27 protein-coding genes are annotated in these 26,616 nt (G+C 75.7%); 18 read left to right on the top strand and 9 right to left on the bottom strand.

Annotated elements, in window-relative coordinates:
* Positions 1 to 48 precede the first annotated feature (48 nt).
* The 7 genes from Q3W71_RS29130 (at position 49) to Q3W71_RS29100 (ending at position 6,632) form a co-directional block, all read left to right on the top strand.
* Positions 49 to 546 carry a PH domain-containing protein gene (locus tag Q3W71_RS29130; RefSeq protein WP_302922671.1) on the top strand — a complete coding sequence of 166 codons (498 nt, stop codon included), beginning with the start codon at positions 49 to 51 and terminating at the stop codon, positions 544 to 546.
* A complete protein-coding gene (locus tag Q3W71_RS29125; protein WP_302922670.1) occupies positions 543 to 2,276 on the top strand; it encodes a PH domain-containing protein in 1,734 nt (577 codons plus the stop codon). Before Q3W71_RS29130 ends, Q3W71_RS29125 begins: the two co-directional genes overlap by 4 nt.
* 117 nt (positions 2,277 to 2,393) lie before the next feature.
* Complete coding sequence (locus tag Q3W71_RS29120) at positions 2,394 to 2,759, top strand: nuclear transport factor 2 family protein (RefSeq protein ID WP_302922669.1); 366 nt, start codon at positions 2,394 to 2,396, stop codon at positions 2,757 to 2,759.
* Between the two features lie 140 nt (positions 2,760 to 2,899).
* Positions 2,900 to 4,150 carry an NAD(P)/FAD-dependent oxidoreductase gene (locus Q3W71_RS29115; protein WP_302922668.1) on the top strand — a complete coding sequence of 417 codons (1,251 nt, stop codon included), beginning with the start codon at positions 2,900 to 2,902 and terminating at the stop codon, positions 4,148 to 4,150.
* Positions 4,151 to 4,160: 10 nt separating this feature from the next.
* Positions 4,161 to 5,111 (top strand): sigma-70 family RNA polymerase sigma factor, encoded by a 951-nt coding sequence (locus Q3W71_RS29110; RefSeq protein WP_302922667.1) that lies wholly within the window; start codon positions 4,161 to 4,163, stop codon positions 5,109 to 5,111.
* Between the two features lie 334 nt (positions 5,112 to 5,445).
* Positions 5,446 to 6,012 carry an SUKH-4 family immunity protein gene (locus tag Q3W71_RS29105; RefSeq protein ID WP_302922666.1) on the top strand — a complete coding sequence of 189 codons (567 nt, stop codon included), beginning with the start codon at positions 5,446 to 5,448 and terminating at the stop codon, positions 6,010 to 6,012.
* A gap of 308 nt (positions 6,013 to 6,320) precedes the next feature.
* Positions 6,321 to 6,632 (top strand): hypothetical protein, encoded by a 312-nt coding sequence (locus tag Q3W71_RS29100; RefSeq protein ID WP_302922665.1) that lies wholly within the window; start codon positions 6,321 to 6,323, stop codon positions 6,630 to 6,632.
* Positions 6,633 to 6,802: 170 nt separating this feature from the next.
* Here Q3W71_RS29100 and Q3W71_RS29095 read toward each other — a convergent pair whose 3' ends face one another.
* The gene (locus Q3W71_RS29095) at positions 6,803 to 7,270 is read right to left on the bottom strand and encodes an HNH endonuclease (RefSeq protein WP_302922664.1); all 468 of its coding nucleotides are present in this window, start codon (positions 7,268 to 7,270) and stop codon (positions 6,803 to 6,805) included.
* 141 nt (positions 7,271 to 7,411) lie between these two features.
* Between Q3W71_RS29095 and Q3W71_RS29090 the strand changes: the two genes are divergently transcribed.
* From Q3W71_RS29090 to Q3W71_RS29080, 3 genes are all read left to right on the top strand, one after another.
* On the top strand, positions 7,412 to 8,059 hold the full coding sequence (locus tag Q3W71_RS29090; protein ID WP_302922663.1) for an ABC transporter ATP-binding protein: 648 nt from the start codon (positions 7,412 to 7,414) through the stop codon (positions 8,057 to 8,059).
* Positions 8,060 to 8,144: 85 nt separating this feature from the next.
* Complete coding sequence (locus Q3W71_RS29085; protein WP_302922662.1) at positions 8,145 to 11,171, top strand: FtsX-like permease family protein; 3,027 nt, start codon at positions 8,145 to 8,147, stop codon at positions 11,169 to 11,171.
* Complete coding sequence (locus Q3W71_RS29080) at positions 11,168 to 12,046, top strand: ABC transporter ATP-binding protein (RefSeq protein WP_302922661.1); 879 nt, start codon at positions 11,168 to 11,170, stop codon at positions 12,044 to 12,046. The genes Q3W71_RS29085 and Q3W71_RS29080 overlap by 4 nt, the downstream gene beginning before the upstream one ends.
* Before the next feature lie 140 nt (positions 12,047 to 12,186).
* Here the strand turns inward: Q3W71_RS29080 and Q3W71_RS29075 are convergent, their stop codons facing one another.
* The gene (locus tag Q3W71_RS29075) at positions 12,187 to 13,641 is read right to left on the bottom strand and encodes a hypothetical protein (protein ID WP_302922660.1); all 1,455 of its coding nucleotides are present in this window, start codon (positions 13,639 to 13,641) and stop codon (positions 12,187 to 12,189) included.
* Positions 13,642 to 13,781: 140 nt separating this feature from the next.
* On the opposite strand from Q3W71_RS29075, the gene Q3W71_RS29070 reads away from it, so the two are divergent.
* Positions 13,782 to 14,285: a DinB family protein gene (locus tag Q3W71_RS29070; protein ID WP_302922804.1), complete on the top strand. Its 504-nt coding sequence runs from the start codon at positions 13,782 to 13,784 to the stop codon at positions 14,283 to 14,285.
* Between the two features lie 12 nt (positions 14,286 to 14,297).
* Here Q3W71_RS29070 and Q3W71_RS29065 read toward each other — a convergent pair whose 3' ends face one another.
* Positions 14,298 to 15,839, bottom strand: coding sequence for a glycosyltransferase family 39 protein (locus tag Q3W71_RS29065; protein WP_302922659.1), 1,542 nt, complete (start codon positions 15,837 to 15,839; stop codon positions 14,298 to 14,300).
* Positions 15,840 to 15,924: 85 nt separating this feature from the next.
* Between Q3W71_RS29065 and Q3W71_RS29060 the strand changes: the two genes are divergently transcribed.
* Complete coding sequence (locus Q3W71_RS29060; RefSeq protein WP_302922658.1) at positions 15,925 to 16,320, top strand: cupin domain-containing protein; 396 nt, start codon at positions 15,925 to 15,927, stop codon at positions 16,318 to 16,320.
* Between the two features lie 22 nt (positions 16,321 to 16,342).
* On the opposite strand, the gene Q3W71_RS29055 is transcribed toward Q3W71_RS29060, so the two are convergent.
* Complete coding sequence (locus Q3W71_RS29055; protein WP_302922657.1) at positions 16,343 to 17,560, bottom strand: MFS transporter; 1,218 nt, start codon at positions 17,558 to 17,560, stop codon at positions 16,343 to 16,345.
* 68 nt (positions 17,561 to 17,628) lie between these two features.
* Here Q3W71_RS29055 and Q3W71_RS29050 point away from each other — a divergent pair, with 68 nt between their 5' ends.
* The 5 genes from Q3W71_RS29050 (at position 17,629) to Q3W71_RS29030 (ending at position 20,330) form a co-directional block, all read left to right on the top strand.
* A complete protein-coding gene (locus Q3W71_RS29050; protein WP_302922656.1) occupies positions 17,629 to 18,126 on the top strand; it encodes a MarR family winged helix-turn-helix transcriptional regulator in 498 nt (165 codons plus the stop codon).
* Between the two features lie 52 nt (positions 18,127 to 18,178).
* Entirely contained in the window at positions 18,179 to 18,697 is a 519-nt protein-coding gene (locus tag Q3W71_RS29045) for a DUF2087 domain-containing protein (RefSeq protein WP_302922655.1), read from the top strand.
* Positions 18,698 to 18,750: 53 nt separating this feature from the next.
* A complete protein-coding gene (locus Q3W71_RS29040) occupies positions 18,751 to 19,224 on the top strand; it encodes a MarR family winged helix-turn-helix transcriptional regulator (RefSeq protein ID WP_302922654.1) in 474 nt (157 codons plus the stop codon).
* Between the two features lie 75 nt (positions 19,225 to 19,299).
* Complete coding sequence (locus Q3W71_RS29035; RefSeq protein WP_302922653.1) at positions 19,300 to 19,722, top strand: DUF6069 family protein; 423 nt, start codon at positions 19,300 to 19,302, stop codon at positions 19,720 to 19,722.
* Positions 19,723 to 19,904: 182 nt separating this feature from the next.
* On the top strand, positions 19,905 to 20,330 hold the full coding sequence (locus Q3W71_RS29030) for an Hsp20/alpha crystallin family protein (protein ID WP_302922652.1): 426 nt from the start codon (positions 19,905 to 19,907) through the stop codon (positions 20,328 to 20,330).
* A gap of 55 nt (positions 20,331 to 20,385) precedes the next feature.
* On the opposite strand, the gene Q3W71_RS29025 is transcribed toward Q3W71_RS29030, so the two are convergent.
* Positions 20,386 to 21,366 carry a YafY family protein gene (locus tag Q3W71_RS29025; protein ID WP_302922651.1) on the bottom strand — a complete coding sequence of 327 codons (981 nt, stop codon included), beginning with the start codon at positions 21,364 to 21,366 and terminating at the stop codon, positions 20,386 to 20,388.
* A gap of 109 nt (positions 21,367 to 21,475) precedes the next feature.
* Here Q3W71_RS29025 and Q3W71_RS29020 point away from each other — a divergent pair, with 109 nt between their 5' ends.
* Entirely contained in the window at positions 21,476 to 22,474 is a 999-nt protein-coding gene (locus Q3W71_RS29020) for a tyrosine-type recombinase/integrase (RefSeq protein ID WP_302922650.1), read from the top strand.
* Positions 22,475 to 22,488: 14 nt separating this feature from the next.
* Here Q3W71_RS29020 and Q3W71_RS29015 read toward each other — a convergent pair whose 3' ends face one another.
* Genes Q3W71_RS29015 through Q3W71_RS29000 form a run of 4 tightly spaced genes read right to left on the bottom strand, consistent with a single transcriptional unit; the run spans position 22,489 to position 26,247 of the window.
* Positions 22,489 to 22,860: a VOC family protein gene (locus Q3W71_RS29015; protein WP_302922649.1), complete on the bottom strand. Its 372-nt coding sequence runs from the start codon at positions 22,858 to 22,860 to the stop codon at positions 22,489 to 22,491.
* A 54-nt stretch (positions 22,861 to 22,914) separates the two neighbouring features.
* Entirely contained in the window at positions 22,915 to 23,400 is a 486-nt protein-coding gene (locus Q3W71_RS29010) for a cation:proton antiporter regulatory subunit (protein ID WP_302922648.1), read from the bottom strand.
* Between the two features lie 2 nt (positions 23,401 to 23,402).
* Positions 23,403 to 24,926 carry a potassium/proton antiporter gene (locus tag Q3W71_RS29005; RefSeq protein WP_302922647.1) on the bottom strand — a complete coding sequence of 508 codons (1,524 nt, stop codon included), beginning with the start codon at positions 24,924 to 24,926 and terminating at the stop codon, positions 23,403 to 23,405.
* A 28-nt stretch (positions 24,927 to 24,954) separates the two neighbouring features.
* Positions 24,955 to 26,247, bottom strand: coding sequence for an ArsB/NhaD family transporter (locus Q3W71_RS29000; protein ID WP_302922646.1), 1,293 nt, complete (start codon positions 26,245 to 26,247; stop codon positions 24,955 to 24,957).
* Between the last annotated feature and the right edge of the window lie 369 nt (positions 26,248 to 26,616).

Here is a 26,616-nt window from a genome sequence, read left to right as displayed (position 1 = left end):
GGCCCGTCGGCAGGTGTCCGGGGCGGCGCCGGCCCCCACGATGAGGCGATGACGGGATCGACGGTACGGCTGCGCCCGCCCCGGCACCGGGTGGAGCGGCGGGCGGTCGGGTGGTGGACGGTACGCGCGGTGCTCGGCGCGGCCCCGGTGCTGGCCGCGCTGGCGGCGGCGTACGCGGTGGCCGGGTCGACCCGGCCGTGGTCCGGTCCGGCGCTGGTGGTCACGGTGCTGGCGGCGGCCGGTTACGCGGCGGTGGTGCCCTCCTGGCGGTACGCGGTGCACCGGTGGGAGGCCACCACCGAGGCGGTGTACGCGTCCTCGGGTTGGTTCGTGCGGGAGTGGCGGGTCGCCCCGATGTCCCGCATCCAGACCGTGGACCGGGTGCGCGGGCCGTTGCAGCAGATGTTCGGGCTGGCCACGGTGACCGTGACGACCGCCTCCGCGCACGGCCCGGTACGGCTGGTGGGATTGGACGCGGAGGTGGCCGCGCGGACCGCGGAACAGCTCACCGAGTTGGTGCGGCAGACACCGGGGGACGCGACGTGACCGGGTGGCGGCGGCTGGACGTACGCATGGTGTGGGTGGACGTGGTCCGCAGCCTGCTGTCGCTCGCGCCGACCGGCCTGGCGGTGGGGGTGTTCCGGGTCGAGGCGCGGCTGTCGACGCTCTGGCCGGTGCTGGCGGTCGCCGTCGTCGGTGTCGCCCAGGCCGGGCACGACCTGCTGCGGTGGGCGAAGACGCGGTACCGGGTGACCGGGGAACGGGTCGAGCTGCGCACCGGCCTGCTGGTGCGCTCGCACCGCTCGGTCCGCCGGGACCGGATCCGCAGCGTGACCGCGACGGCGACGCTGCGGCACCGGCTGGCCGGGCTGCGGGTGGTGACCGTCGGCGCCGGCCTGCCCGGTGCGGAGGGGGAGGCGGCGCTGCGGCTGGACGCGGTCAACGTGCGGACGGCCGAACGGCTGCGCCGGGACCTGCTCGGCGGCGAGCCGGTCGCACCGCCGGGTGACGGGGCGGCGCCCGGCGACGAGCCGGCCGAGCGGGACGGGTCGCCGCGCTCCGGCTCGCCAGTGCGTGACGCGGCCGCACGGGGCGGGCCGCGCGATGCTGACGCCCGGGCCGGGCTGCGTGACGCCGACGACCCGGCGACCGACGGTGCGACGCCGAGCGGCGCCGGGGCCCGGCCGGCGGGAGCCGCGCGCGGCGGGGGAGCGGTCGCCGGCGACGCCCGGGTCCTCGCCCGGATCCGCTGGTCCTGGCTGGTGCACAACGTGGTCAACGTCTGGGCGTTCGTGATGGCGGCCGGCCTGCTCTGGGGCGCGTACTGGACGGCCGGGTCGTTCGGGTTCGACGCCGCGGGCGCGGTCGCTGAGCTGCTGGACTGGCGCGCGCTCGGGCTCGGCTGGTCCGCCGTGATCGCCGTCGCCGCGGCGGGGGTGCTCGGGGTGGCCGGCATGGCGGTGGCGTTCGTCGCCGAGTTCTGGGACTTCCGGCTGACCCGGGTGCGCACCGCGGCCGGCAGCGTGCTGCGTACCAGCCAGGGCCTGTTCAAGACCCGCGAGGTCGACCGGGACGACGACCGGCTGCGCGGCGTGGAGATCTCCGAACCGGTGCTGTGGCGGTGGATGGGCACGGCGGACACCAACGTCATCACCACCGGCCTGACGGTGTGGAGCATGACCCCGGCCACCATTGTGCTGCCGCGCGGCCCGGTCCGGGTGGCCCGTTCGGTGGCCGCCGCGGTGCTCGACGCCGACCCGAACCCGTTCGAGGCGCCGCTGCGCGGGCACCCGCCGGCCGCGCTGCGCCGCCGGCTCGGCTGGGCGGCGCTGGTGGTGGCGGCGCTCACCGGGGCGCTGGCCGGGCTGGGCGCCGTCCTCGGCCTGCCCCGGTTGTGGCTGGCCGGGCCGGTGTCGGCGCCGCTGGTGGCGGTGGCCGCGGTGGTGGCGTACCGGGCGTTGGGGCATGCGACGGTCGGCGACCACCTGGTGGTCCGGTCGGGGCTGGTCAGCCGGTCCACCTCGGCGCTGCGCGGCGGGGCGGTGATCGGCTGGCAGGTGCGGCAGAGCGTGTTGCAACGCCGGCTCGGCCTGGCGACGCTGACCGCCACCACGGCCGCCGGCCACGGCCGGTACGCGGCGGTCGACCTCGCCGCCGCCGACGTGGTCGCCCTGGCCGAGCGGACGCTGCCCGGCCTCCTCGCCCCGTTCGCCACCGCACCGCCGGACCAGGACCCGTCGCTCCCGCCGGCTCACCTGGCCCGTCCAGCGGCTTGACCGTGCTGCGGCGCTGCCTGCTCGGGCCGACGGAGACGTTCCCCGCCTCCGTCACACCTGGCGGATAGCGTCGCTGGGTCTGCCGTCCCGGGCAGACCCAGCGAGGGGAGACCGCCCATGTCGCGCAACACCGAAACCGTCGAGACCTACCTGGACGGCTTCCGCAGGAACGACCACGCGCAGATCCTGTCCTGCCTGACCGACGACATCGAGTGGACGGTCTTCGGCGCGTTCCACCTGAAGGGCAAGGAGGCGTACGACGCCGCGATCGAGGGACCCGGTTTCGTGCCGCCGCCCCGACTCGAGGTGGTCCGGATGGTGGAGCAGGGCGACACGGTCATGGCGGAACTCGTCGGTTCGGTGCGGCGCGACACCGGCGAGGAGATGCGGATGTCGATGGCCGAGGTGTTCGTGATGCGCGACGGCAAGATCGCCGAGCGGCGCGCCTGGGTGATCGAACTGAAGGAGAACGACCACCGCTGACGGCGCCCGACTCCTGCCCGTGGCCCACGGGGCGCCGCGCTCATGGCGCTTTGTGGCCCGCGCCACAGCCCGCTCCTGTCAGCAATCGGGGCGCTGCTCCGCTCAACTCGCGAGAGCACGCGAACAGACAGGAGCGACACATGAGGCACCGCATCGTCGTCCTCGGCGCCGGCTACGCCGGGGCCTTCGTGGCCGGGAACCTGGCCCGCCGGCTGTCCCCGGCCGACACCGAGGTCACCGTGGTCAACGCCGAGCCGGACTTCGTCCAGCGGCTGCGGCTGCACCAGCTCGCGGCCGGCCAGGAGATCGCGGCTCCGAAGCTCGCCGACGTCTTCGCCGGCACGGGGATCCGGCTGCGCCTGGCCCGGGTCACCGCCGTCGACCCGGAGCGCCAGGTCGTCGCCGTGGCCGACGCCGACGGCGGTGGCGAGCTCGGCTACGACACGCTTGTCTACGCCCTCGGCAGCCACGGCGACCAGCGCGGTGTCCCCGGCGCGGCGGAGCACGCCTTCGACGTCGCCGCCCGACCCTCGGCGCTGCGCCTGCGCGAGCGCCTGGACAACCTGGGCGGGCGGGACGGCGGCGGGAGGGTGCTGGTCGTCGGCGACGGGTTGACCGGCATCGAGACCGCCACCGAGATCGCCGAGTCCCGGCCCGGCCTGTCGGTGGTGCTGATCGCCCGCGGCGAGCTGGGCGCCCGGCTCTCCGCCGGAGCCCGCAGCCACCTGCGCCGCGCCTGCGAGCGGCTGGGCATCGGCGTCCTGGAGCACACCCGGGTCGAAGCCGTCGAGGCAGCGCGGGTGCTCTGCGCCGACGGCACCGCCCTAACCTCGGACGCCACCGTGTGGACGGCCGGGTTCGCGGTCGCCCCCATCGCCGCCGCCAGCGGGCTGGAGGTCACCGAGCAGGGTCGGATCGTCGTCGACCGCACCATGCGGTCGGTGTCGCACCCGAACGTCTACGCCGTCGGCGACAGCGCCCACGCCATCGGCGACAACGGCCGGCCGCTGCCGATGTCCTGCGCCTCGGCCGGCTACACCGGCAAGCAGGCCATCGAGGCGATCGTGGGACGCCTGACCGGCGGCGGGGTCGCGACCACCAAGCTGGCCTACCCGGGCAACCACATCAGCCTGGGGCGGCGGGACGGCATCCTGCAACTGGTCGACGGCGAGGCGCAACCGAAGCCGACGTACCTGGGCGGCCGGAAGGCCGCGCGGATCAAGGCGGGCGTCCTCAGGCTCTCGCTCTGGGCCACCGCGCACCCGACCTTCGGTGTGCCCCGGCGCAGGCGCCGTCTGGCCGCCGCGGCGGATGGGTCCGCCGGGAAGGGCGCACGAGTCGCCGGGCCCGGTGCTGACGCGTCCGTCCGGGGCGGTCGGGTTGCCGCCTAGGGTGGTCCGGGTGGACAGCACCGCCGCCGATCGCTTCGACGCCAGTCGGTTCGAGGCCAGCCGGAACCGGCTGGCCTCGCTGGCGTACCGGCTGCTCGGCTCCGCCGCCGACGCCGAAGACGCGGTGCAGGACGCGTTCCTGCACTGGCAGGCCGCCGACCGGCAGCGGATCAGGGTGCCGGAAGCATGGCTGACCAAGGTCGTCACCAACCTGTGCCTCGACCGGCTCCGCTCGGCACAGGCCCGCCGCGAACGCAGCGTCGGCTCCTGGCTGCCCGAACCGCTCCTCGACGGCGATCCGATGCTCGGCCCGGCCGACACCGTCGAGCAGCGCGAGTCGGTCTCCCTGGCCGTGCTGACCCTCCTGGAGCGCCTGTCACCCGTCGAGCGGGCCGTCTACCTCCTGCGCGAGGCGTTTTCGTACAGCCACGCGGAGATCGCCGAGATCCTCGACATCACCGAGTCCGCGAGCCAGCAGCACCTGCACCGGGCCCGACGGCGCGTCACCGTGGCGCGTCCCGGCGGCGAGGTCGACCCGGCAGCCGCCCGCAGGATCGTCGAGGAATTCCTCGCCGCCGCCTATTCGGGCCGCACCGAACGGCTGGTGGCGCTGCTCACCGACGACGCGACCGCGATCTCGGACGGCGCCGGGCTGACCGGGACGCTGCAGCGGTACGACACGCCGCAGCGCATCGCCGCCGTCGCCCGGGCCGGCTTCAAGCCCACACCCGCGAAACGGCGGTTCGCCGGCGGCACGCCCGCCATCCACTACGCGCTCGTCAACCACGCTCCCGCGATCCTCGCCGTGGTCGGTGACCGGGTCGTCGGCGCCGTGGCGTTCGACGTCGCCGACGGCAGGATCGCGACCGTGCGCGGCATCGCCGCCCCCACCCGCCTCGTCCGCCTCGCCGAAGCCTGGCGGCGGCACGAGCCGGATCCGCCGCTCATCCCCGAGTGGTGACCGGGCGGCACTCGCGGTGAACCACCGCGGGCTTCCGACGGCCACCAGCCGCGGGTGACTGCGTGCGGCGGGTTGGCGTCCGGAGCGGTGACCGACCGTGCCCGGCAATCCCGTCGATCGCCGCCCTGGCACGCCGCTGCGCGGTCAGCGGCGAATTATCGGATTACCAGTAACAGCAATCCGGTAAAGAGACCGGACATTGGGGACGACCGTCTGTGCACCATAATGACTGTTCTTGTGCGTAAGGACGTAGGCTGGTGTAAGCCGTACCTGAAAGGTCCACCACGTCGGTCACGCTCAATTCCGCCCAGCCCAGGAAACTATGATCATTTCCGTGCTCTTCGAGATCTCCCACGGCGAGATGGTGGCGTCCCTCGGCGAAGACGCCGTCTTCGTCGCGCCCCCCGGTTCTCTGGGTGACGTTCCGGAAGACCTCTCCGCGGCACGGTTCCTCTACTCCACCGGAATCCCGGCCGGCGTGTTCCAGCCTCAGCGGTGTACGGAAGCCGGGCGGTTTCCCCTCGTCGGCGACAAGGTCGACCTCGCACACCACGAGAACGCCCCCGCCGGCTGCGCGTCCTGGCCGGTGTTCGGCTGGCTCCAGGTGGCCCACCTGGCCCTCGACCCGGCGACCGGATCGGTCCACGGCTTCTGCGAGGACGGCGGCCCGGTCCGATCCCTCCACGCCGACCTCTCCTCGCTTGCCTACCTCGCCTTCTCGCTGCATCGCCTCCTTCGGGAGTTCGACTGGCGCGACGGCGAGGACGAGGACTTCGCACGCCTCGAGGAGGCCGTGGAAGGCGTCCGCGCCGCGGTGGAGGAACGGGATCCACTGCCCTTCCAGGGCGACAGTCTCTGGCTGCCCGTGCTGGACGAGATGGCCTCCGGCATGTGGTCCTGAGGCGTCGCCCATCGCGCCCGACGCGGCGACGACGTGGGCGGCTCGATGGTGGTCCAGGGTCACCCGGCCGCGCAGCGGGGCGCCGGGGTGCCGGTGGGGGACCGTGACCGTGGTCCAGTAGTCCGGGAGTGCCATCCCCACCGCCGGGGGGCGGTTCGGGTCGGCCGCGTCCACCACCACCGCCGCCGCGACCGGTTCGGCGTCGGACCACGCCGCCGCTGACGGCGGCCCCGCCGGGGTCGGAGCGGGAGGGTCGAGTACCACGTTCGTGGTATGCCGGTGCGGGGATGGTTGCGTACCGTGACGCCATGCGGCCTTCGGTGGCGGATGTCGGGCTGGCGGGTCTCGCCGGGACGGCGCGCGTGGCGGCCGCCCCGGTCCTCTTTCCCCTGGTGCTGGTAGCACTCGGGGTGATGCTGCTCCGCCTGCGGGCGGCCCCCGTGGCGATCGGGGTGCTCGTCCTGGGCGGCGTGGCGTTCCCGCTGAGCCGGATCACCAGGGAGGCGTCGATCGCGCACGTGGCCGATCTGCTGCTGCTCCTGCCGTTCCTCTACCTCGGCATCCGCTCCCTGCGCCAGGCATCGCGCCGGCCGGCACCGGGCGCGGTGGTCCCCGCGTGAGGCAGCGCCCGGCATCGCTGACCGCGTCGGCGATGCCGGGCGGGTGAGCACCCGTGCTGGCGCGGCCCGCCGCCGCGGGCGCTCACCGTCCGCGGGACCGGTTGGCGAAGTCTCGCTGGGCCGAGCGGACCACGGCGGCCAGCCATCGGCCGGGAACGCGAAGGAGGGCGTCAGGGAGTCGGCCGGCCGGCGCCGGCGCGTGCCTCGGCGACCCGGGCCGCCTGGCGTGCCCGCCACCGCTGCTGCGCGTCCCGGTTGCAGATCCGGCACACCTTCCGGTAGCGGCCGGTCGCCGGATCGACCTCGCGGTCGTGCCCGTTGCGGCACGTCGAGCGCTGCCGCCGGCCGCGGCAGGTCTCGGCGTGGGTGACCTGGCGCAGGTGGGTCGGCTCGATGCAGTCCGGCACCCCGCACAGGTGCCGCACCTCGAGGGCGGGGTCGTACCCGCCGACGAAGACGGCGAAGGCGGCGACGTGCGCCCACGCCCGACCGGCGAGCTTCTGGTGCACGCCGCGCCGGCTGCCGTAGCCGCGGACGACCAGGCAGCCGTCGTCCCGCCGTACCGCGCGGCACAGCAGATAGGCGCGCAGGGTCTCCTCGGTGAAATGCCGCGACAACCCGGTCACCTGCGACAGCACCCGGCCAGGATAGGGCGGTGGTCGGACGGCCGGCGACGACGGCCCCGGAACCGGGTGGGCCAGGGCCCGCGGGCCTGTTGTGCGGCGTACGCCCGGCGTGGCAGGCTGCTTGGCGCCCGGCCCCGGAGGTGGCGGAATCCCATGCTGGCCATCCACGATGTGTCCCTCGGATACGGCGACGACCCGCCCGTGCTGCGGGGCGTCTCGGTGGCGGTGCGCCCGGGTCGGGTGCTGGCGGTCACCGGATCCTCGGGCGCCGGCAAGACCACCCTGCTGAACGCGATGGCCGGGCTGCTCCGGCCGCGCGCCGGCGCGGTCACCGTGGACGGCGAACCGCTGCGCGACCGCGACCACGCGGTGGCGCGCGGGATCGTCCTCGTCCCGCAGGACAACGGCCTGGCCCCGATCCTGACCGCGGCGGAGAACGTGCAGGTGGTCCTCGTCGCCGGGGGCATGGGTGCGGCGCAGGCGCGCCGGGTCACCACCGGGACGCTGGACCGGTTGGGTCTGTCCGGTCAGGCCGACCAGCTGGTCGAGGAACTGTCCGGCGGCCAGCAGCAGCGCACGGCGATCGCCCGCGGCCTGGCCCTGCGCGGCGGCGTCCTGCTCGCCGACGAGGTGACCAGCGAACTCGACGCGGGCAACCGGCAGCGGGTGCTGGACCTGCTGCACGACGAGGCCGACCGGGGCGCGGCGGTCGTATTCGCCACCCACGACCCGGAGGTGGCCGCCGCCTGCGCGGCGGAACTGCACCTGGCCGACGGCGCGGCGGAACTCCGACGCGGCTGACCCCCGAGTGCCCGGGTAACCGGCTGGTATCGATCCGTGTCCGCGGGCCGTCCGGCGTTCCCGCCGCTGACTAGCATGAGCGTCCATGCTGGCCGTCATCGCGGGAGCACTCGCCGCCCGCCGGGCGCAGGCGTTGGCGGTGCTCCTGCTCGCGGTGCTGGCCAGCGCCGGGGCCGCGGCCGCACCGATGTACGTGGCCGCCGCCGGCCAGGCCCTGGCGAGCCAGGAACTCGCCGCCGCCGGGCCCGACGAACGCCGGCTCCGGTTCAGCTCCATCGCCGAGTACCCGGGGATTCCCACCGATCCCGGCGTCGCGGCGTTCCGCGGCCAGGTCGAGCCGTTCGCGGCGGCCGGCTTCGAGGTCGTCCTCGGCGCGCAGGCCGCCGGCATGGCCGCCGGCCCGGCCGGCACCGTCTCCTCGACCCTCGTCTTCCGGCAGGGGATCTGCGAGCGGGTCGCGGTGACCGGGACCTGTCCGGGTCCCGCCGCCGCCGGCGAGCTTCCCGAGGTGATGGTCAGCACGAACACCGCCGGCCAGCTCGGGGTGACCGCCGGCGGCGAGGTGACCTTCGCCGGGGTGCCGCTGCGGGTGACCGGCGTCTACCGGCCGCTCGACCCGACCGCTGCGTACTGGCTCGGCGGGGAGTACCTGCCGCCGCCCGCACCGGGCCCGCCGCCGGTGTCCGCCGTCGGCAGCGCGCGGGACGCCATCTTCACCGGCGGAGCCGCGCGGCTGGCCGACGAGGACGCCATCCTGCAACGCCCCACGGCCGACCTGTTCGTCACCGAGCGGCTGGTGCGTTCCGGATCGGTCGACGACCTGCGGTCCGCCGTCGCGACCGCGGCCCGCACCGCCGGGCGGGACCGACTCGGCACCAGCACCAGCCTGCCCGACCTGCTGCACCGCGTCACGACGCAACGGGGTCAACTGGCGGTCGGCGTGACCCTGGGCGCCGGGCTGCTGGTCCTGCTCTGCTGGTTGGTGCTGTTCATGGCGGTCAGTTCGGCGGCCGACCTGCGCCGACCCGAACAGGGACTGCTGCTGTTGCGCGGCGTGCAGCGCCGACGCCTGTGGACGCTGGCGGTCGGTGAACACGCCGTGCCGGCGCTGGCCGCGATCCCGCTGGGCTGCCTGGCCGGGCTGGCCGCCGCCGACCTGCTCGCCGCGCACACGCTGACCGGCGAGCCCGCGGTGGCGTTGGACGCCACCGCGGTCGGCTACGCCACCCTCGCCGCCGTCGGTGCGCTCGCCGCGGTGCTGCTGGCCCAGTCCCGCAGCCTCTCCGCGCCGGTGGTGGACCTGCTGCGCCGGGTGCCCTCGCGGGTCCGTGGCTGGCGGGCGAGCGTCGGCGACGTGGTGGCGCTGTCGGTCGCCGTGGCCGCCGTGGTGCAGTTGCGCGCCGGCGGGGCACCGTCCGGGCTGGCGCTGCTGGCGCCGGTCGTCGGTGCGCTCGCCGTGGGGGTGCTGCTGGCCCGGCTCGCCATGACCGTCGGGGCGGCGGTGGGCGGGCGGCTGCTGGCCCGGGGCCGCGCCGCCACCGGTCTCGCCCTGCTGCAGGTGGCCCGGCAACCCCGCTTCCGGCCGCTGATCGCGCTGCTCACGGTGGTGGTCGCGATGCTGGCGTTCACCGCTGCCACCCGCGAGCTGGCCACCGCCGCGTACGCGGACCGGGCGACCGTCGACGTCGGCGCCGCCCGGGTGGTCGGGGTCGACGCGCTGTCCCGCAAGCACCTGTTGGACGCGGTCCGGGCGGTGGATCCCGAGGGGCGGTTCGCGATGGCCGTGGTGGCGAGGAGCACGACCAGCCGGGGCGACCTGCCGCTGCTCGCCGTCGACTCCGGCCGGCTGGCGGCGGTCGCCGCCGCCCACCCGTCGTACGGCGTGGCGCTGTCCGACATCGCCCGCGAGCTGCGCCCCCGGCCACCGGCCGAGCCGGTGGAGCTGCGGGGCCGGTGGCTGACCGTGGTGGTCGACGTCGACTACGACGAGGTCGCCTACGCCGGCGCCGAGCCCCGCCTCTTCGTCTCGGTCGCCAGCCGGTCCGGCACCCGCCGGATCGCCGCCGAGCGGCCGCTGGACACCGGCCGGGCCGCGTACCGGGTGCCGGTGCCCGAGTGCGGGTCGCCGTGCCGGCTGGTCAACTTCGAGCTGACCGTCCCGCTCACCCCCCGGCCGGTGCGGGTCCGGTTCGAGGAGCTGCGCGCCGGTGACGGCGACACGGTCCGGCTGACCGCCGCCGACTTCGCCCAGGGGACCCGGTGGCGGTCACCGGACATCCGCGACGTCTCGCTGACGGCCATCGGCGGCGGCGGTGAGCCGGGACTGGTCCTGGACGTGCCGGAGGGCCGCTGGTCGGACCCGATCGCCGTGGCCGTGGCGGACGCGCCCGACCTGCTGCCCGGCTGGCTGGCCCGCTCGGCGGGCACGAACCTCGGCTCGATCCGGTACGACGCGCTGGACTCGAACCCGGCCACGGCGGTGGTCGCCGGACACGCCGACCGGCTGCCGCGGTTCGGGGAGTCCGGCATGGTGCTGGACCTGGAGTACGCCGACCGGCTCGCCGTCGGCGGGCAGAGCGGCGTCGAGGAGGTGTGGCTGGGCCCGGCGGCGCCCGCCGACGTGCGCGACCGGCTGCGGTCGCAGGGCCTGGTCGTGTCGGCCGAGCGCACGATCGGCGCCGAGCGCCGGGATCTCGCCAGCCAGGGTCCGGCGTTGGCATTGGGGTTCAACCTCTTCGCCGCGCTGGCCGGGGTGCTGATCGGAGCGGCCGGCCTGGTCGCCATGGCCGCGGCCGAGCAGCGCAACCGGGTCGCCACGATGGTGGCGCTGCGCCGGCAGGGCCTGCCCCCGCGGGCGGTCCGCGGCGGGTACGGCTGGCCGGTCGCCGTCGCCACGGCGGCCGGTGTGCTCGCGGCCGGGGCGATGTGGCTGCTCACCCGGCACGGGCAGCGGCTGTTCAGCGACGGCCGGTCGCCCGTGCCGATACCGGACTGGCCGGCCGCCGGCGGGTTGCTGGCGGTCACGGTGCCCGCGATCGCCCTCTTCGCGCTGACCGCGGTGGTCCTCGGCCGGCTCCTCGCCGCCTCGGTACGCCGGCGGGCCGGCCGGTGACCGCGCCGCCGCCCGACGAGGGCACCCCGGTCACCTGCCACCGGCTGATCCACATCTACCCGACCGGTTCGGGGGACGTGGTCGCGCTGTCCGGGGTGGACCTGCACATCGCCGCCGGTGAGATGCTGGCGCTGGTCGGCCCGTCCGGCTCCGGCAAGTCCACGCTGGTGGCGATCCTCGGTGGCCTGATGCGGCCCAGCGCCGGTCGGGCGTACGTGGGCGAGCACGACCTGTCGCGGCTGTCGGCCCGGCAGCTCGCCGCGTTGCGCGGCGCCGTGGTGGGCACGGTGTTGCAGGGCGCCGAGCGCAACCTGCTGCCGTACGTGTCGCTGAAGCGCAACGTCTGGTTGGCGCAGCGATCCGCGGCGCGCCTGCCCGGGCGCCGGCTCGACCCGCCGGAGGCGATCCTGGAGCTGGTCGGCCTGGCCGGCGCCGGCCGGCGGCGCGTTGGCGAGCTGAGCGCGGGGCAGCGGCAGCGGGCGGCGCTGGCGCAGGGGCTGGCGGCCGGGCCCGGGCTGCTGCTGGTCGACGAGCCGACCAGCCAGCTCGACGGGCCCGGCCGGGACGAGGTGCTCGCGGCGCTGGAGACGGTCAACGCCGAGCGGGGTACCACAGTGGTCGTGGTGACCCACGACGGCGAGGTGGGCGCCCGGCTGGGGCGGGCCGTCACGATCCGGGACGGCCGGGTGGGCGCCGAGGGCCGCGACGGCCGGGAGTTCGCGGTGGTGGCCGGGGACGGCACCCTCCAGCTGCCGCCGGAGACGCTGGCGGCGTTCCCGCCCGGCACGCTGTTCGCGGTCGAGCACACCGACGGCACGGTCACCCTGCGCCCGGAGGTGAACCCCGCGCCCGCCCCGGACCGCCGCACCCGCTGACCCGACCGCCGGACGACGACCGTGACGCGACGGCCGTGACGCGACGGCCGTGACGCGACGACCGTGACGCGACGGCCGTGGCCGCCGGGGCCGGTTCCGGTTGCCCGGGCACCCCGCCGGCTGATCCGCGAACCGGCGGGTCAGGTCCGCGCGCCGCCGAGGCCGAGCAGCACGGCCAGGCCGAGCGCGCTGCGCGGGGCGTACGGCACCCGCCACAGCCCGCCGTGCGCGGCCCCGTACGCCTCGTCCTGCCACGGGTGCGGCTGGGCCGGTGCGCCGGTGCGCAGGTCGTGCACGAGCAGCGCGGCCATCAGCGTGTTGCTGGTGGCCGGCTCGAAGACCTCGATGCCGAACCGGTGCGCGCCCGCGTACGCGGCGGCGAGCGCCCGGTTGCGCAGCACCGAGCGGGTGCGGGTGGGCGGCGCCACCTTGAACGACACGGTCGCCCCGGCGTCCCGGGCCACCGTCGCCCGCCACCGCTGCAACCGCTTGGCCAGCGCGTAGTTGGGGCCCTGCTGCGGCACCAGGCTGTCGTTGACGCCGGGGTCGGCGTCCGGCGGGTAGTTGCGGTGCAGCAGCCGGCCGCCGGAGGCCACCCGCAGCGACCGGCGGAGCACGCCGCGGGCCGCGTAGCCGCGCTCGGCGTGGCGTACCGCGTCGCCGGGGACGGCGAAGACGTCGGTGGGGGTGGCCAGGAAGGCCAGCGCCACGTCGTCGCGGCACTCCTGCAGGTGGCGGGTGAGCGCGTCGACAGCGGTGGCGACCCGGACGTTGGTGGCGCCGTCGGCGTAGACGTAGTTGCCGAGCACGAGCCGACCGTCGATGCCGAGCAGCCAGTCGGCGACCTGCGGCAGGCGGTGCAGCAGGTCGGCGCCGGCGTGCTCGGCGAGCGCGGTGTCGTCGGTGCCGGCGGGCACCGGCACGTGCAGCCGCCCGCCGTGACGCTGGGTGGTCTGCAGCAGCCGCCGCCAGATCTCCGGTCGGGGCAGGTCGACGGCGACCACGTCGCCGCCCCAGCGCAGCACGGACGGCAACGGGCCCATCTCGGCGCCCGCGCCGAGCACGACGATGCGCTGGTCGCGCAGGTCGAGCCAGTCCGGGTTGGCCGCGACGGCACGTACCGCCTCGGCGCAGGACGGCTCGACGACACCGGCGGTGACCCAGGCGTCGAGCCGGCGCAGCAGCTCGTCGCCGCGCAGCCGCCTGCCCCGGTAGGGCAGTGTCAGCTCGCGGTCGGGGTCGCCGGTGCCGGTGACCGTCGCGGTGCGCAGCGGCGCGACGCCGGTGGGGGCGGTGAAGAGATCACCGAGGCCGATCTCGGTGCCGTCGTCGCGGACCACCGTCATCCGCCGGTGCAGCGAGGCGAGCCCGTCCCGGGCGATCGTCACGGCGGCGTCCCGGGAGAGCAGGCCGGCCTCGACGAGCCGCCGGAAGTGCCCGAGGTAGCCGTGCCGCCAGTTCGTCTCGTGCTCGGCCGAGCGTGCGCCCACCGGGTCGGCGGCGCGCAGGGCGTCGGCGACCACCGCGCGGCCGAGCGCGGAGGTGCTGCGCCCGGCGTCGGTCTTCGGGAACACCACCCCGGTCGGACCCTCCACGGCCACCGCCTCCCTCGTCGTCGGGTGCCACTCTGCCGCACCCGGCGTCGCCGCGCAGCGCCGGGATCCGCGATCGGGGACGCCCGTCGGCTGGCCACCGACGCCGCCGCGCCGCAGCGGCGGACAATGGCCCGGTGACGATGCCGTTTCCCGAGCCCACCGCCCCGGCGACCAGCCGCGCCGAGGTGTTCCTGCGCTACCTCGACTACTTCCGGGAGACCCTGCTGGCCAAGGTCCGGGCGCTGCCCGAGGAGGAGCTGCGGCGCAGCCGGCTGGCGTCCGGCTGGACCCCGCTGGAGCTGGTCAAGCACCTGCGGTTCGTGGAGCTGCGCTGGATCGAGTGGGGGTTCCAGGGCCGCGACGTCGCCGAGCCGTGGGGCGACCGGCGCGGTGACCGCTGGCACGTCGCCGCCGGGGAGACCCGGGACGAGCTGGTCGCCGCGCTGCGCGCGCAGGGTGCGCACACCACCGCGGTGGTCAACGCCACCGACCTGGCGGCGGTCGGCGCGCCCGGCCCGCGGTGGGCCGGCGCCGACCCGGCGACCCTGGAGCGGGTGCTGTTCCACCTGGTCCAGGAGTACGCCCGCCACCTCGGGCACCTGGACATCGTCGCCGAGTTGGCCGGCGGCCCGACGGGGGAGTGAACCGGCGACCGGTCAGCCGCGGTGGCGTACCTCGGCGTCCCAGAACTGCGCCCACGGGCGCCGCAGCCCCCGGCAGACCCAGATCGGGCCGCCGTTCTCGTCGTTGTCCACCTCGACCCGCTGGTCCACCCGCCCGGCGAGGGTGACCTCGGTGAACCAGCCGCGCAGCCGGTCGGGACGCTGCCACCCGACGGCGATCACCACGTCGGCGCCCTCCGGCGGGCGGCCGAAGTCGGCCATGCTGTTGTGGCCGGAGTACGCGGCGGGCAGGCCACGCGCCGGGCCGTAGCGGGCCACCGCGCCCGCCTCGCCGTAGTTGCCGGTGAGGATCACGGCCCGCTCCCGCTGGTCGGCGGGGAGGCCACGGTGGACGGTGGCGAGGGAGTCGGCGAACGCGGGCCAGCCGATCGTCTCGCCGGCGTCGTAGTTGACAGCGACCACCACCTCGGGCAACCGCTGCGCCGGCAGGGTGGGCAGCAGGAGGACCGCGCTGCCGGCGACGGTCAGCGCGGCGCCGGCCGCCAGCAGGCCGCGCCGCCACCGGGCCCGGGCCGCCCACCCGGCGGCGACCACCGCCCCGGCGGCGGTGAGCACCAGCAGCAGCGGCGCGTCGTAGTAGCCCTTGCCGCCGGCGGCCAGCACCACGGCGACCACCACCAGCCACGCCCAGCCCACCGCCCGGTACGCCCGCCAGCCGGGTCGGCGCAGCAGCGCCACCAGCCCGGCCACCCAGATCGGCACCGCGTACGGGCTGATGATGACGAACTGCAGGACGAGCGCGTCGAGGCGGCCGCTGTAGGAGCTGTCCCCGTCGGCGATCGAGGCGGCCACCGACAGTTGCGGGAACCCGTGGCTGGCCTGCCAGACCAGGGTGGGCGCGGCGAGCAGCGCGGCCAGCGCGGCGGCGGCGAGCACCCAGCGGTCGCGCAGCAGCCGGCGCGGACCGGCGACGGCCACCCCGGCGAGCAGCCCGGCCGCGAGCAGGGCGGGCAGCAGCTTGTTGAGCATCCCGACGCCGACGGCCAGCCCGACGCCGAGCGCCCAGCGGCTGTCGCCGGTGCGCAGCAGCCGAACGGCGCACCACGCCGCGGTCAGCCAGACCAGCACGTCGACGGTGGTGGTGCTGAGCAGGTGCCCGGGGGCGAGGACGATGCCGGAGGTGGCCGCGAGGAACGCGGCGAGGGTCTGCCCGCCGCGTCCCGCGCCGAGTTCGCGGGCGATCGCCGCGGTGAGCAGCACCGCGGCGCCGGCGATCAGCGCCGACGGCGTCCGCAGCGCGAGCAGGCTGCCCGGGGCGACGGTGTCGGCGAGCCGGGCCAGGGCGGGCACCAGCGGGCCCTGGTCGACGTAGCCCCAGTCGAGGTGCCGGCCGCAGAGCAGGAAGTACAGCTCGTCGCGGTGGTAGCCGTAGCGGGTGGCGAGCAGCAGCAGCACCGTGCTCGTGGCGGCGGCGACCAGCCACGGACCGCGGGCGCGCGGACCGGGCGCGGGTGGCTGCTCCGGGGTCGGCTCGTCGGGGGTGCGGGCGGCGACGTCGGTGACGGGTTCGGCCACCCGCCCATCATCGCCCGCCGATGCCACCGCCGGTTGCCCCGCGACGCGGGCTGACGCGGTCGGTCTCGCCGGGCAGGATGGACGGATGAGAGCCGAGCCGATCGACCTGGCCGCCGCGCTGGCCGGGTTCACCCAGCTGTGGAGCCCCCGGATCGTCACCCGGGTCAACGACTACGACGTGCGGATCGCCAAGGTGGCCGGCGAGCACGTCTGGCACACCCACGACGACACCGACGAGTTCTTCCTGGTGCTGGAGGGCGAGTTGCGCATCGCCTCGCGCGACGGGGAGGGCGGCGCCGAGCGGGAGGTGGTGCTGCCGCGCGGTTCCGTCCACGTCGTACCGCGCGGGGTGGCGCACCGCCCGTCGTCGCCGGGGGGCGCGTCGATCCTGATGTTCGAACCGGCGGGCACGTCCAGCGTCGGGGACCGGCACGACCCGGTGCCCGACCACGTGGACGCCACCACCGGGCACCCGCTCTGAGCCACCCCACACCCGCGCCGGGTCACCGCGCGGCGGCCGCCAGGTCGTCGCGCGGGGCGAGGGTCAGCCGGCGTACGCCGGGCACGGCGGCGGTGCCGGCGCAGGCGACCAGCACCAGCAGGCCGGCCGTGAGCAGCGGCGCGGGGTCGCCGAAGGTCCGCGCCGCGACCGGCGCGAGAGCGTAGCCGAGCGGCGTCGCGGCCAGCGAGACCAGCCAGTCGTACGAGGTGACCCGGGCGAGCACCCGCGGCGGGAACTCGTGCTGCACGACGGTCTCCCAGACCGGGTTGAGGTAGCCGAGGGCGGTCAGCGCCAGCCCGTACGCGGCGATCACCAGCGGGGCGGGGGCGGCGACGGCCAGCAGCGCCAGCGGCGCCGCGTAGCCGGCCAGGGCGAGGTTGGCCAGCAGCACCGGACGGCGGGGTCGCACCCGCGCGGCCAGCAGCGACCCGGCGAGCATGCCGACCGCCCCGGCCTGCAACAGCAGCACCCAGACGCCCTCGCCGCCGAGGCGGTGCACGGCCACCGCGGGGCCCAGGGTCATCAGCACGGCCGCGGCGCCGTTCCACACGCCGTGCGCCACCAGGCTGGTCCAGTACCAGTCGCGGGCGCGCACCGCCCGCCAGCCGTGCACCAGGTCGGCGCGCAGGGACGGGGCGGGCAGCGGCACGTGGCGGATCCGGACGGCGGCCAGCAGCGCGGCGCTGACCGCGAACGAGGCGGCGTCGAACAGGAAGGCCCAGCCCGGCCCGGCGGCCCAGATCAGCGCGCCGGCCAACGCCGGTCCGGCGAGCCGGCTGGCGTTGGCGGTGACGCCGACGAGCGCGTTGGCCGGTTGCCGCTGGGCCGGCGTGACCGTGGCGGCGACCAGGGGTGCGGCGGTGGGCAGGGCGAACGCGCCCGCGGCGCCGCCGACCGCGGTGGCCACCGCGATCGGGGCCAGGGCCGGGTCACCGAGGAGTTCGACGCCGACGACCAGTTGCGCGGCGCAGCGGACCAGGTCGGCCGCGATCGCTACCCGGCGCGCGTCGAACCGGTCGGCGAGCACACCGCCGAGCGGCAGCAGCAGCAGCCGGGGAACGGTGGCGCAGGCGAGCACCAGGGCCAGCGCGCCGGGGGAGCCGGTCGCGCGGAGCACGGCCAGGGCCAGGGCGGCGGGCACCACGGCGTCACCGACGGCCGAGACGGTACGGCTGAGGAAGAGCAGCCGGAAGGAGCGGACGCGCAGGGGATGGGTCACCGGAGGAAAGTACTTCGACATCGAACCTTTCGTCAACGAATATTTCGTCGTTGACGTACGCTCTCCGCATGACCGCCCGCGATCAGGTCGACCGGCACGTGGAACGCTGGCTGCCGGTCCTGCCCGACCTCGACCCCGACATCGAGGGCGCGGTCACCCGGATGCAGTTCCTCACCCGGCACCTGCGCACCGTGAAGCAGCGCGCGCTCGCCACGCTCGACCTGCAGGGGCACGAGTACGACACCCTGCACGCGCTGGCCGGCCGCGGCGGTCGCGCCGCCCCGTCCGACCTGGCCCGCGACCTGGCCATGGCGCCCGCCTCGGTCACCGCCCGGGTGGACGCGCTGCACCGGCGGGGGTTCGTCCGGCGCATCCCGTCCGACGTCGACCGGCGCCGGGTCGACGTCGAGCTCACCGACGCCGGCCGGGCCGCCTGGCGGGGGGCGATGGACGTGCGGGGCGCCGAGGAGCAGCGGCTGCTGGCCGCCCTCGATCCCGAGCAGCGGCGACTCCTGGCCGACCTGCTGCGCCGGGTGGTCCTGGTCGCCGAGCGGCCGGCCGACTGACACCGGGGAAATCGTCTGGCGCCGCCCTACCGCCGCTGGCAGGGTGGCCGGCATGACGGCACAGGTTCTGGCGGGGGCGCTCGCCGACGACATACGGCGACAGGTCTTCGCGGCCATCGTGCTCGGCGCCGCGGACGCGCCGGCGGTGGCCGGGCGGACCGGGCTGGCGGCACGGCCGGTCGTCACGGCGATCCGCCGGCTGCGCGACGCCGGCCTGGTCACCGGCGACGACGGCGACCTGCGGGTGGACGCGGACCGGCTGCGCGAGGCGGCCCGCACCGACCCGCCGGCCCGGGCGGCGCGGGAGCCGGCGGAGAAGATCCTGCGCACGTTCCTGCGCGACGGGGTGCTGGTCGCCCTGCCGGCGCAGCGCGGCCGGCGCCGGGTGCTGCTGGCGCACATCGCCGGCAGCTTCGACCCGGGCGTGCGCTATCCGGAGCGGGCGGTGGACGACGCGTTGCGCGCCTGGTGTGCCGGTGGCGGCTCGGACCACGTCACCCTGCGGCGCTACCTGGTCGACGAGGGCCTGCTCGCCCGGGAGCAGGGCGTCTACTGGCGCAGCGGCGCCTGATCGTTCGCCGGCGAAACGATCCCGTCACGGAACATCTTGTTAGCCTCGGGGGCATGACCTCGTGCTCGCCCGGTGGCACCCGGGACCTGATGTTCCTGCTCTCCTGGGCCAGTCACGCGCTGACCGAGGAGCTGGCCGCCGGGCTGGCCGAACTGGGCATCTCACCTCGGGCCCACTACGTGCTGCTGATGGCCCGGCCGGGTGGGCTCACCCAGCGGCAGCTCGGTGACCGGTGCGGGGTCGACAAGACCACCATGGTCGTGACGCTGGACCAGTTGGAGGCCGCGGGCCTGGTCCGTCGCCAGCCGTCGCCGAGCGACCGGCGGGCCCGGCTGGTGGAGGTCACCCCGGAGGGCGAGAAGGTGCTGCACCGGGCACAGGAGATCGCGGCGGGCATCCACCGGGACGTGCTCGCCTCGTTGCCGGAGGCCGACCGCGCGGTGTTCCTGCGGTCGATCGAGGCGCTGGTGGCGGGGCGGCTGGCGGGCGGCGGGGCGTGCGGCCCGGGTAGCCGCCCCGGATTTTAGTTCCGAATGAGATAGTCTCGATCAAGACGATCTGCTACGGTCTCAGTTGTTCGCGTCCCCGACCGAGGAGCAACCATGACCGCCACCGCGTCGTCCACCACCACCACCGCCACCCCCGCCCCGTCCCTGCGTCGCCGCGCGCTCGGCATGGCCACCGCCGTCGTGGCCTGCGTGCTCATCTGGGCCGTCGGCGCGATCGCCGGCGTCGACTACACAGTGCGGAATCCGGGGCAGCCGGCGATGGAACTCGGCCCCGCCGCGATCGTCACGGTGTCGCTCGGCTCCGCCCTGCTGGGCTGGGCGGCGCTGGCCGTGCTGGAGCGACTGACCCGGCGGGGGGCCGCTGTCTGGACGGTGCTCGCGGTGGTGGTGGCGCTGCTCTCGCTCTTCCCGGTCGTCGCCACCGACGCCACCGGCGGCGCCAAGGTCGCCCTCGGCGCCATGCACCTGGCGGTGGCGGCGGCACTGATCGCCCTGCTGCCGGCCCGCCGTCGCTGACCGCCGCCGGCACCCGCGGCGGCGCCCGCCGCCTCCCGCCCGGTACGGCCACGCCGAGGACCGGTTCGAAAAGCTCCTGCCGAGTTGACGACTGTCGCTTCCCGCGCTATCACAGAAGAGGAAGTTGAGTCACCCAGACTCAACCTGACACCTTCGGCCAGGAGAACCGAGGAGGCACGACCATGCTGATGCGTACCGACCCGTTCCGTGAGATCGACCGGCTCGCCGAGCAGTTCTTCGGCACCACCGCCCGGCCGGCCATGATGCACATGGACGCCTACCGCGACGGCGACTACTTCTACGCGGCGTTCGACCTGCCCGGCGTCGACCCGGACAGCATCGACTGCACGGTGGAGCGCAACGTGCTGACCGTCCGCGCCGAGCGCCGCCGGCCCACCGGCGACAAGGTCGAACTGGTCGCCGCCGAGCGCCCGATGGGCACCTTCAGCCGGCAGCTGTTCCTCGGCGACACCCTCGACACCGACAAGCTCGAGGCCGGCTACGACAACGGCGTGCTGACGCTGCGCATCCCGATCGCCGAGCGGGCCAAGCCGCGGCGGATCAGCATCACCGCCAACGGCAACGGCCGCAAGCAGATCAACGCCTGACCGCTTCCGGGGCGGGTCCGCGCGCCGGGCCCGCCCCGAGGCGTGCCCCCGGGGCTCAGGGCGCCGGGGCGTACATCTCGGCCAGCGCCCGCGCGGTGCCGACGAACCGCTCCCGCAGCTCCGCCGGGGCCAGCACCTCCACCTCCGCGCCGAGCTTCAGCAGCTCGATGTGGCCGTGCCGGACCGACTCGATCGGCACCGTGGTGCGCAGCCAGCCGTGCTCGTCCGGCGGGCCGGCCGCCGCCCGCGCCGCCCGGGCCATCGCCGGCGGGAAGACGTACCCGGTCAGCTCCAGCGCCGCCGTGGTCATCCGTACCGTCGCCTCGGCCCGGTAGACGCCGCGCTCGTAGCGGTCGGCGTGCTCCTGCCAGCAGCGCCCCAGGTCGAAGTCGTCCGGCCGGTCGAAGTGCTCGTCCAGGACGGTCAGCTCGAGGATCGCGCCGACCCGGTAGGTGCGCACGTCGCCGCCCGCGTCGGCGACCAGGTACCAGCGACCGGCCTTGAGCACCACGCCGAGCGGCGCGAGCAGCCGGGTCACCTCCCGGGGCGCCTTCCACCGCCGGTAGCGCACCTCGACCCGGCGGTCCTCCCACACCGCCCGGGCCAGCGCGGCCAGGTGCGGGGTGGGCTCCGGCTCGCGGAACCAGGTCGGGGCGTCCAGGTGGAACCGCTGCCGGATCCGCTCGCCCCGATCGGCCAGCTCGGCCGGCAACGCGGCGCGCAGCTTCAACTCCGCGGTGGCCAGCACCGAACCGAGTCCCAGCTCGGCCGCCGGGCCCGGCATGCCGGTCAGGAACAGCGCCTGCGCCTCGTCGGCGGTGAGCCCGGTCAACCGGGTCCGGTAGCCGTCGAGCAGGCGGTAGCCGCCGGCCGGCCCGCGGTCGGCGTAGACCGGGACGCCGGCGGCGCCGAGCGACTCGACGTCGCGGTAGACGGTGCGCACCGACACCTCCAGGGCGTCGGCCAGTTCCTGCGCGGTCATCCGGCCCCGGGCCTGCAGGAGCAGCAGCAGGGAGACCAGCCGACTCGCGCGCACCGCCCGACGCTACCTCCGGCCCGGCGGCGGGCCGGGCGGCGGGGTTGTCGCCGAACCGGTCGGGCGCGCCTCGTCGCGATTCCCACCCCGGGCTGAGAACCTTTTTCACATGATCTCCTCGGACGTCCCGGCGCTGCCCCGGCCGCCGGCCCCGCCCGCCCTGCCCGGGGGTCCCACCGACTTCACCGAGGCGTGGCTGCGCAACCGGCGACTGAGCGAGCACACCCGCGACGCGTACCGGCGGGACATCGCCGGCTGGCTGGCCTGGTGCGCCGACCGGGAACTGGACCCGCTGCGGGCCAGCTTCCTGCACGTCAACGAGTACGGCCGGACGCTGGAGTCGACGCTGGCGGTGCGCAGCGGCCGCCCGCTGACCCCGGCCACCGTGGCGCGCAAGCTCTCCGCGCTGTCCAGCTGGTACGACTTCCTCGCCAAGCTGGGCGCGGTGCCGGCCAACCCGGTGGCCGGCGCGGACCGGCCGCGCATCGACCGGGACCACTCGGCCACCGTCGGGCTCACCCCGGAGGAGGTCGACGCGCTGCTCGCCGCCGCCGAGGCCGACACCGGGCCCACCGCGGCGCGCAACCGCGCAGCCATCGCGCTCCTGGCCGACCTCGGGCTGCGGGTCGGCGAACTGGTCTCCCTGGACCTGGCCGACCTGGGCGCCGAGCGGGGGCACCGCAGCGTCCGGTTCGTCGGCAAGGGCGGCCGGGCCCGCCGCCGGGCGCTCACCCCCGGCACCGCGTACGCGGTGGACGCCTACCTGGCCCAGCGGGCCGCCGCCCAGGGGGTGCCGGTGGCCGAGTTGGCCGGGCCGCTGCTGGTCACCGCCAGCGGCGCCCGGCTCGACCGGCACTCGGTGTTCCGGCTGGTGCGCCGGCTGGCCCGGACCGCCGGCATCCCGGCCTGGGCGAGGCTGTCGCCGCACTCGCTGCGGCACGCCTTCGCCACCACCGCCCGCGCCGAGGGCGTCCCGCTGGAGGACGTCCAGGACGCGATGGGGCACGCCGACCCGCGCACCACCCGCCGCTACGACCGGGACCGGCACAACCTCGACCGCGACCCGGCGTACGTGATCTGGGCGGCCCGGTCCCGCCGCCGCGGCTGACCGGCCCGCCGGCTTCAGCCCTGCGGGCGGGGGCAGATGCAGAACGGCTGCCCGATCGGGTCGACGAGCACCACCCACCGCCCGTCGCCGGGCTGGAACTCCGGCTTCGACGCGCCCGCGGCCAGGAACTCCTGCTCGGCGCCGGCCAGGTCGTCGACGTACAGGTCGAGGTGGTAGCGCTTGCCGCCGGAGGCGTCCGGCCAGGACGGCGGGCGGTAGCCCTCGACCAGTCCGAAGCCGATGGCCACGCCACCGCTGCTGATCATGGCGTACTCGGGCTGGCTGTGGGTGACCTCCCAGCCGAGCACCCGGTGGTAGAACGCGGCGTGTGCGGCCGGGTCGGAGCTGTCGAGGTTGACCATGGCGAGATCGGCTGTCACTGTCATGCCGGCCAGCCTGCCGCAGGTACCTGACATCCTCTGGCAGGTACCCGCGGCGGGTCATGGTTCGCCGGGGGTGATCCGGCGGCTCAGCGCGCCGACGTCCGCCGGGGTGCCGGCGACCAGCAGGGCGTCACCGTGCGCGAGCCGGTGGGCCGGCCCGGGCGCGGTGATCGTCCGCCCGTCCCGGAGCACGGCGACCACAGTGACGCCGGGGACGTCCGCGAGCACGTCCCGCAGGGCGCGGCCGCCGTACGGCGAGGCGGCGGTCACCGGTACGGCGGCCACTGTCAACTCCCCGGCCCGCTGCTCCAGTTCGGGGACGTGGTCGATGGTGGCGATCGGGTGCAGCAGTTCGGCCAGTTCCCGCGCCTCGGCGGCGGTGAGGGTCAGCGACCGCTCGACGGTGTCCGGGTCGCCGGGCGCGTAGAGGACCAGGTCGCGCCGCCCGCCGTGCAGGTGCAGCACGCCGAGCGCGGCTCCCTCGACGGTGCGCAGGGTGTAGCCGACCCCGAGGCCGGGCAGCGCGGTGCGTTCGATCCGCATGGTCATCTCCTGTTCGCTGTCGGGACGCGATCGGGGTGCCCGGTCTCGCCGAACCAGCCGGCCAGCCGCCCGGCCCGGGCGACGGCGCGCAGCCGCCGCTCGGTGGCCTCCCGCACCCGTGGGGTGGTGAGCACGACGAGTTGGTCGCCGACCCGTAGCCGGGTGTGCTGGTCGGGCACGAAGGTGTCCGGGCCGCGTACCACCAACGTGGTCGCGGCCGGCGGCGGCAGCCGCAGTTCGGGCAGGTAGACGCCCTGCAACCGGGAGCCGGGCTCGACGGTGACGTGGATCAGGTCGGCGTCCATGGCGTCCAGCGGCGCCAGTTCGACCTGCAGGTCGGGCCCGAGGCGGTGCGGCGCGAGCCGGAGCCGCCGGGCCAGCCAGGGCAGGGCCGGGGCCTGGATCACGGTGAAGACGACGACCAGCAGGAACACCACGTTGAACACCTGGTCGCTGCCGGGCGCGCCGGTGACGACCGGGATGGTGGCCAGCACGATCGGCACCGCCCCGCGCAGCCCCGCCCAGGACAGGAAGACCTGTTCGCGCAGCGGCACCCGGAACGCGGCCAGCGACACCAGCACCGACGCCGGCCGGGCGACCAGCAGCAGCGCGGCGCCGACCACCAGCGCCGGCACCGTGCTCGCGGGCAGCTCGCTCGGGGTGACCAGCAGCCCGAGCATGACGAACAGGCCGATCTGGGCGATCCAACCCAGCCCCTCGGCGACCGACCGGGTGGCCCGCCGGTGCGGCAGGCCGGCGTTGCCGAGCACCAGGCCGGCCAGGTACGCGGCCAGGAATCCGCTGGTCTGGGTGAGCCCGGCGACCGCGTAGGCGAGCACGCCGCAGCCCACGATCGCGATCGGGTGCAGCCCCGAGGTGGGCAGCGTGAGCCGGCGCAGCACCCACACCCCGACCGTGCCGATGATCAGGCCGATCACGCCGCCGGCGGCGAGCTGGACGAGCATCGCGGCCAGCAGCGGCAGCGGCGCCACCGCGTCCAGGGTGGCCGCGCTGAACGTGAGCACCAGGATGAACGTCGGCGCGTCGTTGAGCCCGGACTCGGCCTCCACCAGGCTGGTGAGCCGCTTCGGCAGCGGCACCGACCGCAGCACGGCGAAGACCGCCGCCGCGTCGGTGGAGGACACGATCGCGCCGAGCAGCAGCGCCGTCTGCCAGCCGATGTCCAGCAGCAGGTACGCCGCCGCCGCGGTGACCCCGACGCTGACCAGCACGCCGATGGTGGCGAGCACGGTCGCGGGCGCCAGCACCGGCCGGACGTCCTTCACGTCGGTGGTCAGCCCGCCCTCGACCAGGATCACCGCGAGGGCGGCCATGCCCAGTGCCTGGGCCAGCGCGGCGTCGTCGAAGGGCAGGCCGAGCCCGTCCTGCCCGAGCAGCAGACCCACCCCGAGGTACGCCAGCAGCACGGGCATGCCCAGCCGGGCGGCGAGCCGGGCCGCGGCGACGCTGACCAGGAGGACGCCGGTGCCGATGGCCAGCGTCACGTACAGCTGTGTCAGGGTCACCGCGGCCCCCTCTCCGCCTCCCGTGCGGTCATGCGAAGTAGCGCAGCCACACGTAGCCCCAGGCGATCAGCGTGGTCAGCACGGTGGTGGCGATGCCGTACCGGGTGAACTGCCAGAAGCTGATCGGCTCCCCGGCGCGGGCCGCGACGCCCAGCACGACGATGTTGGCGCTGGCCGCGACGGCGGTGCCGTTGCCGCCCAGGTCGGCGCCGAGGGCGAAGGACCACCACAGCGCCTGCCCGGTCTGCGGGTCGGCCTGGCTGGCGATGTCCGCCACGATGGGCGCCATCGTCGCCGTGTACGGGATGTTGTCGAAGAACGCGCCGAGCACCGCCGAGCCGAAGATGAGGCTGGTCGCGCCGGCGAACCAGCTGTCGCCGATGGCGCTGGTCGCCCACTGCCCGACCTGTTCGATGACCCCGGTCTCGGTCAGCCCGGCGACCATCACGAACAGCCCCAGGAAGAACGTCAGCGTGGGCCACTCCACCTCGGCCAGGTACTTCGCGCTGTCGGCCCGGGTGACCAGCACCATCACCCCGGCGCCGAGCAGCGCGACGATCGCCACGTCGACCCCGGTCACGGTGTGCAGCGCGAAGCCGACCATGACCAGCACCAGCACGCCCAGGCAGCGGGTCAGCATGGCCGGGTCGGTGATCGCGGCGCGGGCGTCCATGTCGCGGACCGCCGCGAACCGCTCCGGGTGGTACTCGAAGGACCGGCGGAACATGAACCGCGCCAGCACCAGGAAGGCCAGGAACATCACCACGGTGATCGGGGCCATGTGCACCAGGAAGTCGTTGAAGCTCAGTCCGGCGCGGCTGCCGATGATGATGTTCGGGGGGTCCCCGATGAGTGTCGCGGCGCCGCCGATGTTGGAGGCCAGCACCTCGGCGATCAGGTACGGCGCGGCGGAGATGCCCAGCCGGCGGCAGACCGAGATGGTGATCGGGGCCACCAGCATGACGGTGGTGACGTTGTCCAGGAACGGGGACGCGAGACCGGTGATCCCGACCAGCAGCGCCATCAGCCGGTACGGCCGCCCCTGCGAGCGTTGCGCCGCCCAGATCGCCAGGAACTCGAAGACCCCGGTCTGCTTGACCACCCCGACGATGATCATCATGCCGAAGAGCAGGAAGATGACGTCCCAGTCGATCCCGGCGTGGTGCGCGTAGAACACGTCCGAGCCGGGGACCAGGCCGAGCAGGGCCATCAGGCCGGCCGCCCCCAGCACCACCGCCACCCGGTTGATCTTCTCGGTGGCGATGAACATGAACGCCACCGCGAAGATCGCGATGGCGGCGATGGCGGGCCAGGCGCTCACCGGCGCCGGCCCGGCGGGCCGTGCCGGCCGTGGTGCGTGCCTTCGGGTGGCGTGGCGGGTGGTGTCGTCGGTGCGGCTGGCACCAGCACTGCGGTCACGAGTACCTCCGGTGGGGTGGACGACCACGACCCCTCCCGGCGGCGCGGGGACCGCCGGGAGGGGGCGCCGGGGAGGGTGGCGGGGTCGCGGGCCGGACGGCGTGCCCGGCGTCGTGCTGCCAGTTCAGCCGCCCGGGGCGCCGACCGACCATCGGGTCTGACACCCATTTGGCGCCGGTGCCGGCCTGTAATCGGCCGCCCCGGCCCGCGGGCACCGGCGTCGCGTCGGGTACCGCGGGGACCGGCCGGCAGCGGTCACCCACGCCGGTCG

Origin of the sequence: Micromonospora sp. C28SCA-DRY-2 (assembly GCF_030519475.1) — a bacterium.
Classification (GTDB): domain Bacteria; phylum Actinomycetota; class Actinomycetes; order Mycobacteriales; family Micromonosporaceae; genus Micromonospora.
Note: the sequence above shows the minus strand (reverse complement) of the source record. Positions and strands in the feature narration are given on the sequence as shown.